General features: G+C 58.9%; 21 protein-coding genes and 3 pseudogenes. 12 read left to right on the top strand and 12 right to left on the bottom strand.

All coding sequences use genetic code 11. The annotated features are described in order from the left end of the window. Positions 1–116: 116 nt before the first annotated feature. A complete protein-coding gene (gene merP / locus L1889_RS12115) occupies positions 117–392 on the bottom strand; it encodes a mercury resistance system periplasmic binding protein MerP (RefSeq protein ID WP_238665336.1) in 276 nt (91 codons plus the stop codon). A gap of 13 nt (positions 393–405) precedes the next feature. Then, positions 406–756 (bottom strand): mercuric ion transporter MerT, encoded by a 351-nt coding sequence (gene merT, locus L1889_RS12110; protein WP_238665335.1) that lies wholly within the window; start codon positions 754–756, stop codon positions 406–408. A 71-nt stretch (positions 757–827) separates the two neighbouring features. Here merT and merR point away from each other — a divergent pair, with 71 nt between their 5' ends. From merR to L1889_RS12075, 7 genes are all read left to right on the top strand, one after another. Then, a complete protein-coding gene (gene merR / locus L1889_RS12105; RefSeq protein WP_238665334.1) occupies positions 828–1,262 on the top strand; it encodes a mercury resistance transcriptional regulator MerR in 435 nt (144 codons plus the stop codon). A 376-nt stretch (positions 1,263–1,638) separates the two neighbouring features. Then, the gene (locus L1889_RS12100) at positions 1,639–2,304 is read left to right on the top strand and encodes a MerR family transcriptional regulator (RefSeq protein WP_238665333.1); all 666 of its coding nucleotides are present in this window, start codon (positions 1,639–1,641) and stop codon (positions 2,302–2,304) included. Further along, a complete protein-coding gene (locus tag L1889_RS12095; RefSeq protein WP_238665927.1) occupies positions 2,192–2,557 on the top strand; it encodes a TIGR03757 family integrating conjugative element protein in 366 nt (121 codons plus the stop codon). The genes L1889_RS12100 and L1889_RS12095 overlap by 113 nt, the downstream gene beginning before the upstream one ends. After that, complete coding sequence (locus tag L1889_RS12090) at positions 2,554–3,486, top strand: TIGR03756 family integrating conjugative element protein (protein WP_238665332.1); 933 nt, start codon at positions 2,554–2,556, stop codon at positions 3,484–3,486. Before L1889_RS12095 ends, L1889_RS12090 begins: the two co-directional genes overlap by 4 nt. A 33-nt stretch (positions 3,487–3,519) precedes the next feature. After that, positions 3,520–4,902, top strand: a complete 1,383-nt coding sequence (locus tag L1889_RS12085; protein WP_238665926.1) for an integrating conjugative element protein — start codon at positions 3,520–3,522, stop codon at positions 4,900–4,902. Then, positions 4,899–5,249: a hypothetical protein gene (locus tag L1889_RS12080; protein ID WP_238665331.1), complete on the top strand. Its 351-nt coding sequence runs from the start codon at positions 4,899–4,901 to the stop codon at positions 5,247–5,249. The genes L1889_RS12085 and L1889_RS12080 overlap by 4 nt, the downstream gene beginning before the upstream one ends. A 15-nt stretch (positions 5,250–5,264) precedes the next feature. After that, on the top strand, positions 5,265–6,782 hold the full coding sequence (locus L1889_RS12075; RefSeq protein WP_238665330.1) for a conjugal transfer protein TraG N-terminal domain-containing protein: 1,518 nt from the start codon (positions 5,265–5,267) through the stop codon (positions 6,780–6,782). Positions 6,783–6,799: 17 nt separating this feature from the next. On the opposite strand, the gene L1889_RS12070 is transcribed toward L1889_RS12075, so the two are convergent. The 6 genes from L1889_RS12070 to L1889_RS18840 form a co-directional block, all read right to left on the bottom strand. Then, entirely contained in the window at positions 6,800–7,171 is a 372-nt protein-coding gene (locus L1889_RS12070) for a DUF3742 family protein (protein WP_238665329.1), read from the bottom strand. 44 nt (positions 7,172–7,215) lie between these two features. Then, positions 7,216–7,626, bottom strand: a complete 411-nt coding sequence (locus tag L1889_RS12065; RefSeq protein WP_238665328.1) for a type II toxin-antitoxin system VapC family toxin — start codon at positions 7,624–7,626, stop codon at positions 7,216–7,218. Then, positions 7,623–7,892, bottom strand: a complete 270-nt coding sequence (locus L1889_RS12060; protein ID WP_238665327.1) for a type II toxin-antitoxin system Phd/YefM family antitoxin — start codon at positions 7,890–7,892, stop codon at positions 7,623–7,625. Before L1889_RS12060 ends, L1889_RS12065 begins: the two co-directional genes overlap by 4 nt. A gap of 162 nt (positions 7,893–8,054) precedes the next feature. Continuing rightward, complete coding sequence (locus tag L1889_RS12055; RefSeq protein ID WP_238665326.1) at positions 8,055–8,471, bottom strand: PIN domain-containing protein; 417 nt, start codon at positions 8,469–8,471, stop codon at positions 8,055–8,057. After that, a complete protein-coding gene (locus tag L1889_RS12050; protein WP_238665325.1) occupies positions 8,458–8,691 on the bottom strand; it encodes an AbrB/MazE/SpoVT family DNA-binding domain-containing protein in 234 nt (77 codons plus the stop codon). The genes L1889_RS12055 and L1889_RS12050 overlap by 14 nt, the downstream gene beginning before the upstream one ends. A 254-nt stretch (positions 8,692–8,945) precedes the next feature. Further along, the gene (locus L1889_RS18840) at positions 8,946–9,080 is read right to left on the bottom strand and encodes a hypothetical protein (RefSeq protein ID WP_308217690.1); all 135 of its coding nucleotides are present in this window, start codon (positions 9,078–9,080) and stop codon (positions 8,946–8,948) included. Here L1889_RS18840 and mobH point away from each other — a divergent pair. Together mobH and L1889_RS19430 are read left to right on the top strand one after the other, a co-directional pair. Further along, a pseudogene (gene mobH / locus L1889_RS19435) lies at positions 9,016–10,107 on the top strand (MobH family relaxase); the annotation flags it as partial. The gene L1889_RS18840 and the pseudogene mobH sit on opposite strands and share 65 nt — an antisense overlap. A gap of 326 nt (positions 10,108–10,433) precedes the next feature. Next, positions 10,434–10,820, top strand: a pseudogene (locus L1889_RS19430) (conjugal transfer nickase/helicase domain-containing protein); the annotation flags it as partial. A gap of 46 nt (positions 10,821–10,866) precedes the next feature. On the opposite strand, the gene cueR reads toward L1889_RS19430, so the two are convergent. The 3 genes and pseudogenes from cueR to L1889_RS12030 form a co-directional block, all read right to left on the bottom strand. Next, on the bottom strand, positions 10,867–11,274 hold the full coding sequence (cueR, locus tag L1889_RS12040) for a Cu(I)-responsive transcriptional regulator (protein WP_238665324.1): 408 nt from the start codon (positions 11,272–11,274) through the stop codon (positions 10,867–10,869). A gap of 19 nt (positions 11,275–11,293) precedes the next feature. Continuing rightward, positions 11,294–13,806, bottom strand: a pseudogene (locus L1889_RS12035) (heavy metal translocating P-type ATPase). Positions 13,807–14,049: 243 nt separating this feature from the next. Continuing rightward, positions 14,050–14,241: a heavy-metal-associated domain-containing protein gene (locus L1889_RS12030; protein ID WP_238665323.1), complete on the bottom strand. Its 192-nt coding sequence runs from the start codon at positions 14,239–14,241 to the stop codon at positions 14,050–14,052. A gap of 201 nt (positions 14,242–14,442) precedes the next feature. Here L1889_RS12030 and L1889_RS12025 point away from each other — a divergent pair, with 201 nt between their 5' ends. Beyond that, positions 14,443–15,528, top strand: coding sequence for an LLM class flavin-dependent oxidoreductase (locus tag L1889_RS12025; protein WP_238665322.1), 1,086 nt, complete (start codon positions 14,443–14,445; stop codon positions 15,526–15,528). Positions 15,529–15,621: 93 nt separating this feature from the next. Here the strand turns inward: L1889_RS12025 and L1889_RS12020 are convergent, their stop codons facing one another. Next, positions 15,622–16,173, bottom strand: coding sequence for a cysteine hydrolase family protein (locus L1889_RS12020; protein ID WP_238665321.1), 552 nt, complete (start codon positions 16,171–16,173; stop codon positions 15,622–15,624). Positions 16,174–16,725: 552 nt separating this feature from the next. Here L1889_RS12020 and L1889_RS12015 point away from each other — a divergent pair. Together L1889_RS12015 and L1889_RS12010 are read left to right on the top strand one after the other, a co-directional pair. Then, the gene (locus tag L1889_RS12015) at positions 16,726–17,403 is read left to right on the top strand and encodes a response regulator (protein ID WP_238665320.1); all 678 of its coding nucleotides are present in this window, start codon (positions 16,726–16,728) and stop codon (positions 17,401–17,403) included. Continuing rightward, positions 17,400–18,755 carry a sensor histidine kinase gene (locus tag L1889_RS12010; RefSeq protein ID WP_238665319.1) on the top strand — a complete coding sequence of 452 codons (1,356 nt, stop codon included), beginning with the start codon at positions 17,400–17,402 and terminating at the stop codon, positions 18,753–18,755. The genes L1889_RS12015 and L1889_RS12010 overlap by 4 nt, the downstream gene beginning before the upstream one ends. Positions 18,756–18,761: the final 6 nt, after the last annotated feature.

The following is an 18,761-nucleotide window of genomic DNA, read 5'->3' as shown; positions in this document are numbered from 1 at the left end:
TCAGCCATGTTTTACGGGAACTTTGCAGCCCATCGCGGAAATGACGCAGCAGAGCGCGCCGGTCTTATCGGCAATGCGTGCTATCAGTCCCATGATGTCGCTCCCGGTTCAGTGACTCACTGGTTGACGTTGGACGGATAGCCGGCGTTTTCGGTGGCTTTGGTCAGCTTCTGCACGCTGGTTTTGGAGTCGTCAAAAGTGACGACGGCCTCGCGCTTCTCGAAGCCCACATCGACCTTGCTCACGCCATCGACCTTGGAGAGTGCTTTCTTGACCGTGATCGGGCACGTGGAGCAGGTCATACCCGGCACCGCCAGAGTGACGGTTTGGGTGGCGGCCCACACGGGGGCGACGACGACGGCGAGTACGAGAGAGGCAAACAGCGTGTTCATGGTGAACTCCTGGTTAATAGAAAAAGGGAACGACATAGGGAAATCCAAGCGCGACCAGAGCTAGCGCGGCCACGATCCAGAAAATCAGCTTGTAGGTGGCGCGCACCTGCGGAAGCGCGCAGACCTCGCCAGGCTTGCAGGCATTGGCCGGCCGGAAAATGCCCCGCCAGGCGAAAAACAACGCCGCCAGCGCCGCGCCGATGAACAGCGGGCGGTAGGGTTCCAGCACTGTCAGGTTGCCGATCCAGGCGCCGGAAAAGCCCAGGGCGATCAGTACCAGCGGCCCCAGACAACAGGTCGAAGCGAGGATGGCGGCCAGCCCACCAGCGAAGAGTGCACCGCGCCCGTTTTGCGATTCAGACATAGGTTGGCCCTTCTAAATTTGGATTGGATAGCGTAACCTTACTTCCGTACTCATGTACGGAGTCAAGTGATATGGAAAATAAGTTGGAGAACCTGACCATTGGAATTTTTGCCAAGACGGCCGGTGTCAATGTGGAGACGATCCGCTTCTATCAACGCAAGGGTTTGCTGCCGGAACCGGACAAGCCTTACGGCAGCATTCGCCGCTATGGCGGCGCGGATGTGGTTCGAGTGAAATTCGTGAAGTCGGCCCAGCGGCTGGGCTTCAGCCTCGACGAGATTGCCGAGCTGTTGCTGCTCGAAGATGGCACTCACTGCGAGGAAGCCAGCAGCTTGGCCGAACACAAGCTCAAGGACGTGCGTGAAAAGATGGCCGACTTGGCGCGCATGGAAGCCGTGCTGTCTGAACTGGTGTGCGCTTGCCACTCGCGGCAGGGGAATGTTTCGTGCCCGCTGATCGCGTCGCTCCAGGGGCGGGCAAGCCTGGCAGGGTCGACTATGCCTTAGCGTGCTTTATTTTCCGCTTTCTGAGACGACCTCTTGATGCCCGGAAGAACCCGTTCGTACTCGAATGCTGCCAGGCGCAACGCCCCGGCGACCCAACCGCTCCAAATGAAGATCCAACCCCCAGACCTGCCCACCACGCACCTGTTTGGCGGTGAAATGGGCATAGCTGCGGAGCCAGCGCCTCGGCGCTCACATCGATTCTATTTTGATGCTCGATAAAAGCAAGTAATCGCGCCGACGTGGCCTCTTGCCCCATAGCAACCTGTTGGTAGGACGCCTTTGCATCCGCGGTTTTTGCGTATTGCATGGATATTGAACCTTTCTGAACGTAGTGGAGAGTTCAAGGCTAAGCTTTGACAGGGTCAAGGGGCTTTTCATGCGAATCGGAGAACTGGCACGCCACACTGGCGTGAGCGAAAGCATGTTGCGCTCTTACGAACTCGAGGGCTTGCCGCGGCCTGCGCGCACTGAGTCAGGCTATCGTGACTATGGCGAGGCGAAAGTGCGAGCGGCGCAACGCATCCAACTACTCAGTGCGTCGGGCCTGGAGATCGAGACCATCCGGGTGCTGCTGTGCATGGTCGACGATCAACCCGCTTTTGAACCCTGCCAAGAGGGTCGGATCGCCTTACGTAAGGAGGTCAAGAAGCTGCGCGATTTGAGTGAAAGTCGCCAAATCGTGGTGAGCTACCTGAGTGGGTGGATGTTCGCGAGCGCCAATAGGCAAGAGCAGGGCGATCCTGCGAAAGAGTTAGCTTATATGTACCGAAGGGAAACCGGACACCCCTCATTTCCGATTGTTTGTCGCTGTTTTGCACACGATGCGTTGCACTACCAAGGTCATGAACTACGGGTGCCGCTCCATGCTTCGTTCTCTATCTCTTGCCCCGGCGATGTGCCTGCCGCTGGCAATAGCCTTGACTGCAGCGCTGTTCGCCTGCACCGCTACCGCAGCGGATGTCTGGATCATTACCGACCGTCAATACCCCGTCCAGGGTACGCCAGACCGGCTGATCGAGTTGGATGCGCCCATGCGCATTGAAGCCGAACTGTCGGCCGATCTTCCGAGCGATAGTCGCCAAGCCGCTGAACTGGTCCAGCACCGTTTGAAGGAAGGAGGCACCTTGTTGCAGCAACGGCTGGCTGAGGCCTACCAAGGTGTAGCCGACGCCTGGAGCCTGGGTATTACGACCATTCCGGCCATCGTGGTCGACCAGCGCTATGTGATCTACGGCGATACCAATCTCGATCAGGCGCTGACCCGAGTCGAGCAATACCGCAAGGAGCGGCCATGAGCTTACCCCACCTGCGATTCGGTGTCGCCGTTGCGCTCTTGCTTGCGGCGACATCCAGCTTCGCGCTCAATACCGCCACCATTGTGGCCTCCACCCTGTCGCCATCCTGTTTGGAGTACCGCGTGGTCGGCATCTGCTACTGGCTGTCCTGCGGAGTGGGTGGTTGCCGGATACGCACCTCCATCAAGGTGCGCCACTACGTCCCGGATGCGGTGGTGTCGAGCTATTCAAACACTGGCGCGAACCCCTGGGTGGAAGTACGGCCCATGAGTCTGCCCAATCCCACCGCGCAGGCCGGCGGCGACGGCACGACTAACGAAGGCCATGAGAATAATCTCGCCAAATTTAAGAACATCGATGTGATCGGTCATCCCGGTGGGGAAGTGTTCAACGAGTTCGTCGCGGGTTCTGGATACTTCTGCCAGGGAGCAGGCACAGCCTTCGTGCCGTACCTGCTCAGCACCTTGGATACGCTGGCCTGGCGCTACAACGTGCCGGAGGCCGTGTACCCGGAAGCGCTGATTCCCGGCCAGCGCGAAGTCGGATCGCGCAGTGGCATGAACCTTTGGGGCAATGTGTACCCGCGTGGTGGTTTCCTGCACCAGACCGACGACTACAAAGCGGGAGCCGTGGTGGCCCAGCGTGCGGGCGACGTCGTGACCCGCCGGGGGCAATTGCATGTGTATCAGCCGCTGCTGGCCAGTTCTCGGGCGGGCTACTGGCCTGCGGGTGCATTAATCGAGGACGACGCCTCGACCGGTAAGTGGCAGGAACTCACTCCACGTCTGTCTAATACCTGCACGGTATTCCCTCATAAAGAATCGATGACGCAGGCTCAGCAAGGCGACTACGCCTGGGCGCTGTGGCGTCCGTATAGCTGCTGCCAGCGCCGGGGCCAGACCTTCCTGGGCAGTGTGGATTTCAACTGAGCACTCGAGAGCACAACCATGAACCGTCCTGATATGACAAAACCCGCGAGCCTGATCCCGGGCTCGTGCCGCTCAGCGGTGCTGGCCTGCGCACTGGCTCTGGCCAGCGGTTTAGCCTCGGCGCAAAACGGTGGATTCCAGAATAGTGGCAGCGTCATCGGCGACGAAGTCATGTACTCCATTGGTGGCGGGAACGCTGTCTCGATGAGTGGTGCGGCCGGTATGCGCTCCATTGGTGTGGGCGCCGGTTGGAACAGCAATCTGATCTGCGGTGACATGAGCATCAGCACGACGATCCAGAACCAGCTGAACGGAATCACCAACGGCTTTCAGAACATCATGAGCAGTGTGATTCAAAGCGCTACCAGCGCGGTGGCCTCGCTTCCCGCGCTAATCATCCAGCGGGCCGATCCAGGGCTATACAACTTGCTGACCAATGGCGTGCTGCAGGCACGGCTGGACTTTGACCGATCCAAGCTCCAGTGCCGTGCGATGGCCGAAAAAATGGCCGACATGGCCGGTGGGCAGATGGGCTGGAACCAGCTTGCCGAGAGCATGGCGTTGCGCGAGGCGGTGGCCAGTAGCGATGCGGTCTCGGCGATCGAACAGGCTGAAACCAGCCGGGGTAATGATGGCGTGCCGTGGGTGGGCGGCGGCAATGCCGGTGGCGCGGGCCAATCTCCGATCAAGGTGGTGGGCGATGTGACTCGCGCTGGGTACAACCTGGTTAATGGCCGTAGCGTGTCCGACACGTCGGCCATCGCCCAAGCCAGTTGCGGCAGTCTTTCCTGCCAGACCTGGTCGTCGCCCGATGCGGCAGTTCAGTGGGCGACCCGAGTGCTAGGTGAGCAAGAGCAACGTACCTGCGAAGCCTGCACCAAGACCCAGACCGTGCCGGGCGTGGGTCTGACGCCGCTGATCCAGGAGGAGTACGACACCAAGCTGCAAGTCCTGCAAGAACTGGTCACGGGGGTTCGCAACACCACGTTTGAAAACCTGGGCGAAGCCGGCAGTGCCTCGCTGCCGATCACTCGGGGCGTCATTGAGGCCCTGCGTGACGAACCCGATCAGGACATTTTGGCCCGTCGTCTGGCCTCGGAAGTCGCGCTGGCGAGCGTGCTGGAAAAAGCACTACTGCTGCAACGCACGCTGCTCACCGGCAAAAAGGAGCCCAACGTCGCAGCCAACGACATGGCCGTGGACGCGGTGAACCAGGAAAGCGATACGCTGGACCGGGAGATTCAGAACCTCAAAACCGAGCTGGAGTTGCGCCGTGAACTGGCGAATAACTCGCCCATGGCAATTATTCAACGCCACAGCACACGGGCGGCTGGGTCACGTGGCATCTACCAAGGCGACCCGGTGCCCGACCGCTTGCAGCAATTGCAGCGGGTCGCACCGAGCGGCACACCATGAACGCCGCGTGGTTCAAAGCGCGTTGGCTATTGAATCGGCGTACCGCCAGGACGCTGTTGTGGACGGTTCTGTTGCTGGCCCTGGCGGTGGCGGCCAATGTCGCGGGCATCTACGTCATAGGAAGCATTGCTGGCTGGGAGCAGTGGCTGGCAGAGGCATCGGGCTTTTTCTTGCTGTGGCGTTTGTGTCTGTACGGCGCGACCGCCTATGGCTGGGTATGGATGCGCCGGCGGCTGCTAGCAAGACAGACCGAACCCCAGACGCGACGCCGATTGCATCGCACGGAGATTGCGGCTGTACTGGCCCTGGTCGCACTGGAGTGCAGTCTGCTGATGCAGAGCACATAGCGGGAGCGCTGAATCATGACCCTGTTCACGACTGATTACCTGGAGTACTACCTGACGCTGGTCGGTTGGATCGTGCACAACGGCATCTGGTCGGTGCTGGTGGCCAGCGGCGTGTTTGCCATCCCCTTTATTGCCATCATCCTGCAGGAATGGCTCAAGGCCCGTGGCGAAGGCGCCGACGAAGGCAACAAGGGTCTACTGTCGGCCGCGCGCATTGAAACCCGCGTGTGGGTGGCCATCGTTGTGGTGCTGTTTGCTGGCATCCCGTTCATCGACGTGGACCTGAGCCGCGTGCGTTTTGATGATGCCCGTTCCCGTCAATGCGGGGTGAGCGTCCCGCAGCCATCCGATACGGGCTGGAGCCAGTCGTTTACTACCCTGAACGATCAAAGCGCCAAGGTGCCCGTGTGGTGGGGGTTCATGCACGCGCTCTCGCGCGGCCTCACCAGCGCGTCGGTCGCCGCGATTCCCTGCGGCACCGAACTGCGGCAAATACGCATGGAGATTGATGCTACACGAATCGATGATCCGGTGTTGGCACAGGAGGTATCGGATTTCTCGCACGACTGCTACGGCCCGGCCCGCGCCAAGCTGTTCATGAGTCGTCCAGAGCTGGATGAAGCACAGATGAATGACGTTACCTGGATTGGCTCACGATATTTCGTGAGCTCGGCGGGTTACTACGACACCTACCGTTCCGGCACCCCGCGCGACGCGTGGCCGTATGACAGTAACCGTGATGCCGGTCTGGCTCAGGTACCCAGCGGGGGCGGCTATCCGACGTGTCGGCAGTGGTGGACCGACGCCGGCAACGGCTTGCGGGCGCGCCTGCTGGCCGAAGTTAATCCTAGCTTGCTCAATCGCGTCGCGGGGTGGGCCGGTTTCCTGAGCCGCAATGAGGTGGACGACTCGGTGATCCGTGCGGTCGCTGCGCCGCGCCAGCAAAAACTGAACCAGGGGGCGGTCTATATCGATTACGGCGGGCAGATCGATAAGACGCTGCCCAATGTCGTGACCCGCGCCGCCAGCGACCTCGGCGTCACGATCGGTTCGATCGGTTTTTTCCCCGCGATGGACGTGGTGCGCCAGGCGCTGCCCATGGTGTTGTCGTTCCTGAAGATGGCTCTCGTGATCTGCATCCCGCTGGTGCTCATCATCAGCACCTACGAGCTCAAGGCCGTGGTGACGGTCAGCGTGGTGCAGTTCGCCTTGTTCTTTGTGGACTTCTGGTTCCAGCTGGCACGCTGGATCGACAGCACGATCCTGGATGCGCTCTATGGCAGCGGTTGGGGATGGAATCGGCCAGTTACGAACTTCGATCCGCTGATGGGATTGAACAACAGTTTTGGTGACATGCTGCTGAACTTCGTGATGGCGACGATGTTTACCATCCTGCCTACGTTCTGGATCAGCGCCTTGACCTGGGCGGGCATTCGTGCAGGAGCGATTGCGAACAACCTTGCAGCGGGAACGAGGGATGCCGGCAGTGCGGGCGGCAAAGGGCCTGGAACGGTTTCAAGCAAACTGCGATAGCTCAGTCTGCTCATCCATCAATCGTCACGGTACATCTCGTGGGAGGTGTCTTCGTGTAAGCTGGGATCGTATCCCGGAGTGTTACGAAGCTCTTCGATCGTTGCGGGGTACTGCAGTGCGAACTCACCGTCCGAACGATTTTTGTCCGCTGTCCACGTTGCAACAACGGCGAAGACCAAAAGCAGCGCCAGCCAGAACGCGGTATAGAGTAGCCCTACCACCACGGCCAACGTGACGATCCACAACAACGTGCTGACAATAGGAGCAGGTAGACCTTGAGCCACTAGCCAGCCCGATACTTCACGTTCACTGTGCAGATAGCCACGCCATCCGCGCGCAAGCCAGCGGCCAACGCGTTCTGCTTTACTAATGCGGGTTGTCAGGTTCATGATCATCACCTATCCAGGAGACACAGTTTCGAAATCCGGTTCGGCTAACTTAGCAGCGCGACATTCAGGCCCTGAACACGCTGAAACATGACGTCGCCCGTCAAGAACAGGTGGTTCGGGCCCAGTTGCAGGCAGCTGGCCGCCTGCAAGGCATCTGGAGTACGCAGCCCATGGCGTACGCGGATCGCCGCGGCTAACTCGACGACCTCCCGGTTCATCTCCACCCACACGAGATCGGGGCGAGCGAAGAACGCATCGAATAGCGCCAATGTGCCCATGTCGTTGGCCTTCATCGGGCCTACGCGACACTCAAGCCAGGAGAGACGGCTGACAGCCGATTCGATTCCTGGGTACGTCTGCGTCGCTTCGGCAAGCTGGTTGCGCACCCGGCTGGCGAAGGGCTCATTGCCTTCGATCAGATAGATGAGGGCGCAGGCATCGAAGAATGCAATCACCAGTTGCGCTCTTCCGCTAACGTAGCGTCAATATCATCCTTCTCTCGCGTGCCCGCAGATGGCTGCGTCAGCAGCCACTGCAACGCGGTCATCCCTGGAGCGACTGAGGGCCCCTTGCCGGTGAGACGCAGGTATTCCGCTTCAGATAACACAACGGCAGCCGATTTATTGCGCTTGATGATATGCACCGGTCCTCGGCGCAGACCTTCTTCAATGGCGGCCATACCTCGGCGCTTAATTTCCGCTACGGTCACGCTATTGTTCATGAAAGCCTCCAGAAAAGTACTGAAACTGTTTTAATGGTATCAATTTCAGTATCAAACGGCAAGAGGGATGAAGCTGTGCACCATTAGCTTATCAATCCGTGGTGTATCTTGAGCGCACCATTGATGCTGGGGCTGTCATTGTCATCGATTCCTTCGGCCTGATTAATCAGCAGAAAATGGATTCCTGAGTGTCAAGCTGTCCTCCAGAATCTGACCATGGTTCATATCTTCACTATAGAGCGTCTGGCAACCAGCCCCCGTAGCCGCCGCGACGATGCATGCATCATAAAACGACAGTTTATGACGTTCAGCGATCAATATGGCTTGGTCGTGGATGGTTTCTGTGAGCGGAACAACCTTGCAAAATCCCCGTACTAGCTCCAAGAACTGCGCGAGCTCTTCCCAGCCCATCTTGAGCTTGCGTACGCAGACATTCGTCACTTCATTGAGCACTTGTACACTGATGACTGGTCCAGTCTTCAATAGGCTTTCAGCCTTGTCCGCTTTGGCTGAGTCTTCCGACAGCAGGTACAACACCACATTGCTGTCCATAAAATACTTGAACTTAGTCGCGCGCATTGGCCTCGTCCCGGCTGAAGCGGAAATCCGCCGGCAGTTTGCCCCGGAAGGTACGCAGACGCTTCAGCAAGGCTTCAGAACCCGGCTTCTTGCGAACAGCGAACGCGCGCGGGCCATCCACGACGATCTCAATATCGTCACCTTCTTGCAACTCCAGGGCTTCTACCAGGCTGGCCGGAAGGCGCACGGCCAAGCTGTTACCCCATTTGGCGACTTGCATGCTAATAACTCCTACATTTGATATACATTTTAATTGTATATCTATAAACGCACATTGCAAGATATGTGCTGATGGGCACAACAGGTTTGGTTGCCAATCCGAGCCTGCCAGTCCCGCATTGATACTGGCGTAGCAAGACCGGATTGCCCTATACCCAAAGGGTTCAAGGGCCAAAGGGTCAGAAAGGAAGAAGGGAATGGAGCTAAGGGGAAAGGCCCTACCTGAAAAGGCCAAAAGGCTCTCTTGCCAGCCAATCACCAGAGGTTTTCCATGCTCTCGCTGTTCCAGCGCAAACGGTTACTGCCAGCTATCGATGCGACCGCCATATCCCTGACCGCACCACCCAAAGGGCTGACGCGGCCAGAGTCGGCCGCTTCGCTGTTGTCCACCCCTCGACGCCAGCGCCTGCTGGAACACATCTGGCAACGCACGTCGCTCTCGCGTAAGCAATTTGCATCGCTGTACCGCGCACCGCTGGAACGCTATGCCGAGCTGGTGCAGCTATTTCCCGCCTCCGAAAGCCATCACCACGCCTATCCAGGCGGCATGCTCGATCATGGGTTGGAGATCGTCGCCTATGCCCTGAAACTGCGCCAGTCTCATCTGCTGCCTGGGGGCACAACGCCCGAAGACCAGGCCGCTCAGGCAGAAGCCTGGACTGCGGCGACTGCCTATGCCGCGCTGCTGCACGACATCGGCAAGATCGCGGTGGATCTGCATGTTGAGCATGAAGACGGCAGCATCTGGCATCCCTGGCACGGCCCGCTAACTCGGCCCTACCGCTTTCGCTATCGGGAAGACCGTGAGTTCCGGCTGCACAGCGCCGCCACCGGACTGCTCTACACACGGGTGCTCGATGGCGACATTCTGGACTGGCTTAGCGGTTTTCCGTCGCTCTGGTCTGCATTGCTCTATGTGCTGGCCGGACAGTATGAACACGCTGGGGTGCTGGGCGAACTGGTCATTCAGGCTGATCGCGCCTCGGTGGCCCAGGCATTGGGCGGTGATCCCGCACGCGCCATGGCCGCGCCCAAGCACGCACTGCAGCGCAAGCTGCTGGAAGGCCTTCGCTACCTACTAAAGGAAGAGCTGAAGCTGAACCAGCCCCAGGCCTCCGATGGCTGGCTTACCCAGGACGCACTCTGGCTGGTCAGTAAGACGGTTTCCGATAAGCTACGTGCGCACCTGCTCTCGCAGGGTATCGATGGCATTCCGACGAGTAACACCGCCGTCTTTAATGTGCTGCAGGATCATGGCATGCTGCAGCCGACCCCCGAAGGCAAGGCGATCTGGAAGGCTACGGTCGCCAGCGAGAGCGGATGGTCAAACACGTTCACTTTTTTACGCTTGTCGCCCGCGCTAATCTGGGAGTCCGGTGACCGGCCCGAGCCATTCGCGGGCACGGTGACGATCGATATAACGCTCACCAGCGAGGCGGCAGACCTTAGTGTGGACGAATTGCTGCCCATGGCGAGCCCACTGCCATCGGATCGGGAAGCTTCACCATCAGCCGGTGATACTGAAATTGCATCGACTTCGGCAGTGCTCCCGGTGCCACCTCGGGATACGGCTAGTGCGCCGGACGCCATAGACGAACTATTGACGATGATTGGCATGGACGGATCTTCCGCTGCGGTCCACGGTGAGGACTCCTCGTCCAGCGCGACCTCAAATCCAACTGCGCCATCTCCGCTTACTCCAACCACGCGGTTGACGCACGTTGCCAGTTCGCCAGTCCTGGGGGGCAACCGTCTGGCGAGCATTTCATGGTGTGGCTGAGGGAGGGCATCCAGTTGCGCAAACTCATCATCAACGATGCGAAGGCGTTGGTGCATACCGTGAGCGATACCGTTTACCTGGTTAGCCCCGGCGTGTTCCAGCGTTACGCACAAGAGTATCCGCAGGTCGGTGCGCTAGCTAAACAGGAGAAGCAGCAGGACTGGCAGTGGGTGCAGAAGCGTTTTGAGAAGCTACGTCAGCATCGTAAGCAGCCCAACGGACTGAACATTTGGACCTGCGACGTTCTTGGACCACGGAAATCTCGAAGGCTTCACGGCTATTTGTTGGGTGACCCCAGTTTGTTGTTCACTGAGTTACCTCCCAGTAATCCCTATCTCAATCTTGTATGATTTAATTTGACCCCCAACGGACTAACCAGCAATCGCAGCGGGTTTGCTACAACTGTTGCCTATCGGCTGTGTTCTCGAGGTCGTCCAAAATCGGACAGTCGGGACGGTTATCGCCGGAGCAACACTCGATCAGCGTCTGAAGCGTATTGGCAATTTGCTCCAGGCTGTCGATCTTTTCGCGCAGCTCTGTCATGTGAGCCGTAGCGATACGTTTTACCTCAGCGCTCTGGCGCGATTTGTCGCGCCAGAGGCCCAGAAGCTCATTGATCTCGGCCACCGGAAAACCAAGGTCACGCCCCCGGCGGATAAACCGCAGCATGTGTATATCAGATGCAGAATAATTGCGATAACCCGACTCCCTGCGATTCGCTTGGGGGATCAGTCCAGTCTGTTCATAGTATCGGATCATCTTCGCTGAGACGCCAGAGGCTTTCGCTACTTCCCCAATATTCATTTCAATATCTCCTTTCCAATTACGCCGCCGTCGGCAGTTGAGAGGATTTGGTGGCCTCTATCGGTGAGCGGAACCCACGCAAACGCAGGGCGTTGCCCAGAACGAAGACGCTGGAAAGCGCCATCGCTCCCGCCGCGAAGATAGGCGACAAGAGAATGCCCCAGGCCGGATACAGCACGCCCGCCGCCACCGGAATCAGGGCGGTGTTGTAGGCGAAGGCCCAGAACAGGTTCTGGCGGATGTTGCCGATGGTCGCGCGCGACAGGGCGATGGCGGTGGGCACACCCATCAGGTTGCCCGACATCAACACCACGTCGGCCGCCTCGATGGCAATATCCGTGCCGGTGCCCACGGCCAGGCCCACGTCGGCTTCGGCCAGTGCCGGCGCGTCATTGATCCCATCTCCGATGAATGCCAGCTGCCCATGCTCGGCTTTGAGCTTGCGTACCGCGTCGACCTTGCCTTCCGGCAGGACTTCGGCAATCACTTCGTCGATGCCAAGCTGGCGCGCAATGGCTTCGGCCGTGCGGCGGTTATCCCCGGTGATCATCGCGACCTTCAGGCCCAGCGCGTGCAGCGCGGCGATGGCAGCCGGTGTTGTTGTCTTGATGGGATCGGCGACCGCTACGATCGCAGCCAGCCGGCCACCGATGGCCGCATAGAGCGGTGTCTTGCCTTCATTGCCCAAGCGCTCGGCGCTCGCCGCAAAGACATCAACATCGAGCCCCAGCTTGCGCATGTAGCGGTCCGCGCCGACTTCAATCTGTTCTCCGTTTACCAGCGCTTTTACGCCAAAGCCGGTGACCGATTCGAAGTCCGTGATATCGGGAATCGAGATCCCCTCGTTGCCGGCGGCTTCGACGATGGCGCGCGCGATAGGATGCTCGGACTTCGTCTCGACAGCCGCGATTTTGCCGAGCACGTCCTGGCGCTCGAAGCCTTCGGCGATGTCCAGATCGGTCAGCGTCGGGCGGCCCTCGGTTAATGTGCCGGTCTTGTCCACGGCGACGACCTTGGCATCTTTAAGCAATTGCAGCGCCTCGCCTTTACGGAAAAGCACGCCCAGCTCCGCGCCGCGCCCGGTGCCCACCATGATCGAGGTGGGTGTCGCCAGGCCCATGGCGCAAGGGCAGGCAATGATCAAGACAGCCACCGCATTCACCAGTGCGAAGGTTAGCGCGGGCTGCGGTCCGAAGATGAGCCAGACGAGGAAAGTCAGTGCGGCGGCCGCCATGACGGCGGGCACGAACCACATGGTCACTTTGTCCACCAACGCCTGGATGGGCAGCTTGGACCCTTGCGCTTGTTCGACCATGCGAATGATCTGAGCGAGCACGGTGGCGCCGCCCACCGCTGTCGCACGGAAAGACAGCGCACCCTTTTGATTGACCGTGCCCCCACCAGTTTGCTGTCCACCGACTTTGCAACCGGGATGGGTTCGCCGGTGATCATGGATTCATCGACATAACTTTGACCCTGCGTGACTTCACCATCGACGGGAATGCGTTCTCCTGGGCGCACCTCGATGATGTCGCCGGCCGCGACGTCGGCGATCGGAATTTCGACTACGGTACCGTCACGCTGGACGCGCGCAGTTTTTGCTTGCAAGCCGACCAGCCGCTTGATGGCCTCGGACGTGCGGCCCTTGGCGCGCGCTTCCAGAAAGCGGCCAAGCAGGATCAGCGTGACAATGACAGCCGCCGCTTCGTAATACACATTGACGGTGCCCGCGGGCAGTAGCGATGGCGCGAAAGTGGCGGCCAGGGAATAGGCATAGGCCGCGAACGTGCCGACCGCGACCAGTGAGTTCATGTCGGGCGCAAGACGCCAAAGCGCCGGGACGCCTTGCCGGTAGAAGCGGAAGCCCGGCATAGCCAACACCAGCGTCGTCAACGCGAACTGGATGTACCAGTTCCATTGCGCGCCGATCGTGCGCAGGATCAGGTCATGCATGCCTGGAATCAGGTGCGAACCCATTTCCAGCACGAAGACCGGCAACGTCAGGACGGCGGCAAGGGTCAGATCGCGCTTGAGTGCCGCGCGCTCAGCGTCTTTGCGCTCGTTTGCCGCTTCTTCGTCGGCGGATGCGCCAGCGTCGATGGGCCGCGCTTCATAGCCTGCCGCCGCGATCGCAGCAACCAGGGTGTCGGCGTTGACGTTGCCGCGCACGTGGGCGCGTTCGGTAGCCAGGTTTACCGTTGCCTCGGCAACACCGGGAACAGCTTTCAGCGCCTTTTCGACGCGGCCGACGCACGATGCGCAGGTCATGCCCTCGACCGAAAGGTCGAGGGTGGCAGCGGGTACGCTGTAGCCGGCGGCCTCGATCGTGTTGACCAGCGCCTGGCGGGTGACGGAGCTGCGCGCCTTGATGTCGGCCCGCTCGGTAGCCAGGTTGACCGTTACCGAATCAACGCCGTCGACCTTGCGCAGGGCCTTTTCCACGCGGCCCACGCACGATGCACAAGTCATGCCTTCAATAGGCAGGCTGATCGCGGTTAGCAAATCGCTTTCTTGATGGGTCAGGGCATTCAAATCGCACCTCCTTGTCGTTCAATTCCAATGGATTAGGATAAAAGTAAGGCTTCCCATCGTTGGAAGGTCAAGCCGGAATGTAGCAGAATAGAAACGAAGGCCGGCGATCGCGGCGACAAGGCATCCCGATGTGACGTCCACCACAATACGAAATGGGGGTGATGGCCTTGTGTCATCACCCCCATTGCTTCACCGGCTAATTGGCATCACGTGTTGCGACAACGGTCAGCGACGACGCATTGCTTACATGCGCGGTGCATAACCTGCTTCACGCAACGCCGCTTCAAGTTGCTCCTGGGTTGCCGACGATGTCACTTCCACGCGACGGCTGGGCGGATCGGTCATGATTTGCGCGTCGGCATCCACCGATTGAATGGCCTTGGTTACACTGCGGGCGCATCCGCCGCAGGTCATGCTGTCGATATGAAACTGCATGAGAATCTCCTTTGATTTATCTCAACGCCAGCATAAAGCTTGCCACGATAGGAAGGTCAAGCCATGAGTTGGCCCAAATTAATCTAATATTGTTATTTAGGTCAATTGTGGGGAAGGGCTGCGTCGCGCAAACTCTTGGGTATCTATCGGGCGACTAGCGTTCGCACCGCCCGGATGACCAACCTCTGCGAGAGAAACACAGTGAATGATTCGATTATCGGCGTGCGCCACGGCGCGGCGCCATTGCCCTTATCCATCCTCGACTTCGCCCTGGCGGGCAAAGGTCTGACGGCCCGCGAAGCGCTGGCAGCTAGCATTGAGCTGGCGCGCCTGGTGGACCGGCGTGGCTTTACCCGCTACTGGGTTGCCGAGCATCACTCCAGTCCGGGCGTCACCACTTCGTCGCCGGCGATGTTGCTTGCACGCCTGGTGGGCGAGACGAAACGGATCCGCCTGGGAGCGGGCGGCATGATGCTGCCCAACTTCCCGCCGCTGGTCGTCGCCGAGCAGTTTGGCTTGCTGGAGTCCATGGCGCCGGGACGCATCGACCTGGGCGTGGGCCGTGCACCTGGCACGGACATGAACACGGCGGCGGCGCTACGGCGCGGCCAGGTCGGCGCGGAGGACTTCCCGGCCCAGCTTATGGAGCTGCTAGCCTTCCTGGACGACGACTTTCCCGACGACCATCCCTTCAAAACCGACGTGTATGCCGTGCCCGGGCCCAGGCAGGACCAGGAGAATGGTGTGCCGCGCTCGTTCGCACGTCCGCCGGTCTGGCTGCTGGGGTCGTCGGACTACTCGGCGCGCCTGGCTGCAAGGCTGGGCTTTCCGTTCGCCTTCGCGGCGCACCTGGCGGACCAGAACGTAATGATGGCGCTGGATATCTATCGCCGCTCCTTTCAACCTTCGGCCGTGCTCGACCAGCCCTATGTGATCGCTAGCTTTGGCGTCATGGCTGCGGACGATGAGCATGAAGCGCGACGGCAAGCTTGGGCCTACTCCCACGCCATGATGCGCATGAGCACACGTCGCCCGTTCGTTGTTCCTACGGCGCAAGAAGCCGAAATCTACGACTACTCGCCCACCGAACGCCGGATCATGGATATGTGGAACGCCAAGGTCATGAGCGGCAGCGGTGCGCAGGTTATTGAGCAGCTCAATGCCTGGCAACAGTGCGTCAACGCCGATGAGCTGATGATCCTGAACCTTGGGCATTCCCCGCAAGCCATTTACCGTTCGACCGAACTGATAGCCGACGCATATGGCCTGCCGCAGAACGTCAACTAATGACCGAAGCCGTGCCCAGGAAATGAACAACAGCACTCCGGCGTATACCCGAAAGATACGCCGAGGTGCTTTCACGGTCGAAATTGGCGCTATTTATTCCGCAGTCAAATACGCCTGCGTGGATTTCACGGTGCCGTAGCCGAACTCAAAGGCCGCCATCATCGCCGCGTGCACATGCGCTGCCGGTACCGTCACGCCGTCAAAGCTAAGGTCAAGCGTCGCGCAGGCGTCATGCAGCACTGTAGCCGGGTAACCCATGTCGACCGCGGCGCGCACGACTGCGTCAATACACATGTGGCTCATTGCACCAACAACTACAACCTCTTCGACACCTTTGGCATCGAGCTGTTGCTTGAGATCGGTTTCGCGGAACGAATTGATGTGGTTCTTGACGATGACCGGCTCGTCTCCGACCGGCGCCACGGCCAGCTGAATCTCGACGCCATCGGAGCCCGGCACAAACAGGGGAGCATCGGCAGTGGCGAATTCGTGGCGGATATGGAAAACCGGAATGCCCTTGCTGCGGGCATCGGCGATGGCTAGCGCCGCATTGGCGGTGGCATCCTCAATGCCCGACAGTGGTAGTTTGCCAGTGGGTAGGTATTCGTTTTGCAGATCGACGACGATCAAACCGCGCTTCTTCATGATTTCATTCTCCTGATATGAATAACTGAGTAGCTGTATCTTCGCCCACTAACTGTTCGATGTGAAGTGGCGCCATCGACAATTTAAGGGTCGATACCGACACACCCCAGCGCAGCGGATGTTATATAGACGACCCTTTTGTGCAGTTAAGCATAAAGTGGCCAAATGGCCAGCTTATGCTTTATTTCACGTTTGGCCACACTATGCTTTATTGGGGGTTGGTGGCGCATCCCGGTTCCTAATGCCCAGTGCGACCAGAGATGCGACAAAGCTTGTCGCTAACAATATTCCAAGTATTGGAGTCATAACCTATTTGCTCGATGTTTCATGACAGCCGAGTCATTCCTTGAACCCCAATGGAGCTTGCAGCACACGTGCAAAGCGGAACTGTGGTGGACGAAGCAGCGAAATTGTTGACACCTTAAGCAGTCAGGATTAAGGCAGGATTAAGAGATGGTTCTACGGAGGCGGAGCTGGAAAGCCTGATAAGATATTTGCTCTCGTTGCAATAGCTGCGAGGATTTTTAGGGCCGGCGGTTCAAGGGAAACAATATGCATGTTCTGCTCGTCGAAGACGACCCACTGGTGGCTAGCGGTATTGAAACTGGGTTAAAACTGCACGGTTTGACGATTGATCATGTCTGTACCGCCAGCCAGGCCGACACCGCTTTAGCTTTGTCGCATTTTGATGTTTGTATTCTGGATCTTGGACTACCCGATGAGGACGGCATGGAGCTGTTGCGCCGTTGGCGCGACCAAGGCCATAACCTGCCCGTCCTCATCCTGACTGCCCGTGATGCACTCAGCCATCGTATAGATGGATTGCTTGGCGGCGCCGATGACTATTTGATCAAGCCGTTCGACTTGGACGAGCTGCAAGCCCGTTTGCATGCCTTGACACGCCGGATGGCCGGTCGCAGTAAAGACTGTATCGAGCACGGAAGCTTGGTTTTTTGTTCTTCGACGGGCGAGGTGTGGCTCGATGATGCGCCCGTCACGCTGGCTCGTCGCGAGCTTTCTTTGTTACGTGCGCTATTGCAGAATCCTCGCGCTATTCTCAATACACAGCAACTTTGCGATAGCGTCTATGGCTACGAGCAAAATCTGGAAAGCAATGCGATCAACGTCCATATTTATCATCTGAGACGCAAGCTTGGGAACAATATCGTTCAGACGGTGCGGGGGCTTGGCTACCGACTCGGCTCCGCCGAGAAGGCAGAAGAACAATGAGTCTGCGCCTGCGGCTTTTGCTGATTATCGGTATTTCACTGTCGGTGCTGTGGGCTGCAGTGGCTGGCTGGATGTTCATGGATGCACGGCAATCCTTGCGCGACGCGCTAGACAATCGGTTGGCCGCCTCGGCTCGGATGGTGGCCGGGCTGGTCTCTCAGTTTCCCGAGCCCGGAGATATCGCTGCAAACAGCAGTAAACCGTTGGACGTCATGGCGCGCGATGGGCTGGCTTGTGAGGTGAGCCTTGTGCGGAGCGAAGTGGTGATTGAAACCATCGCCCGCACAGCAGGCAGTCCCGATCTTGTTCGCGCTGATCCGGGGTTCAGCACTCATGTTTACGGCAATAAGCGTTGGCGCACGTATGTGCTGCGTCAAGGCAACATTCAGATTGCCACGGCAGACAGCATTGAAGTGCGAGAGGCCCTGGTTAAAGAGTTGGTGCTATCGGCGGGCTTGCCATTTGTTGTCGCTCTGTTTGGAACGCTGATCCTGCTCTGGATTGGCATTACTCACGGGCTGGCTCCCGTAGAGCGTATTCGCCTTTTGCTGGCTCGGCGCCGTCCGGGTGACGATAGTCCGTTGCCCCAAGTGAAAGCACCGGTTGAGCTCCAGCCACTCCTGCATACTATCCAGCAGCTCCTTGAAAGATTGCAGGGCGCAATCGTGCGCGAACGCCGCTTCACCGATAGCGCCGCACACGAATTGCGTACGCCCCTTACAGGTATAAAGACGCATATTCAGGTCGCAAAGCTGGCATCGCAAAGGCCTAATGAAAGTGCAACGCTGGAGGCTGCGCTGGTTAAAGCAGATCAAGGGGTACAGCAACTGCAGGATATACTTCAACGGTTACTTGACCTGGCGAGACTGGAAGGTCAGCCTATCGAAATGGAGTCCAGCGACCCGATTGACGCGGTGTATGCCGCGATCGAGGCGGTGCAGCCTCTTTACGGCGATTCTATAAACAGGATAGTCGTGCAAGGCGCTGCTAATTCCCGCCCAGTACGTGTTGCACGTCCCCTTTTACTTGCCGCGCTTCAGAATCTAATTGATAACGCGATGCGCTATGCGCCTGCAGATACACCGCTTATTGTTCGTATCGAACGGCAAAGCGATGCTGCTATGCAGATCAGCGTGCTCGATGAAGGGCCAGGCTTGGATGCAGAAGATCGGACTCAAGCTGTTAGCCGGTTCTGGCGTGGAAATCCGACAATACCGGGCTACGGTCTAGGTTTGTCGATTGTTGAGGCCATCGCACGCCGGCATGGGGGTGCGCTTGAACTTTTGGAGCGCAGTGGCGGGGGCCTGGAGGTTCGACTTGTGCTTCCCATTGCGCCCCAGCCTACGCCTTAATTTTCT

It is taken from the genome of Paenalcaligenes niemegkensis, assembly GCF_022230885.1.
GTDB lineage: Bacteria > Pseudomonadota > Gammaproteobacteria > Burkholderiales > Burkholderiaceae_B > Paenalcaligenes > Paenalcaligenes niemegkensis.
The sequence above is the reverse complement of the archived record's forward strand: the minus strand, read 5'-3'. Positions and strand labels throughout refer to the sequence as shown.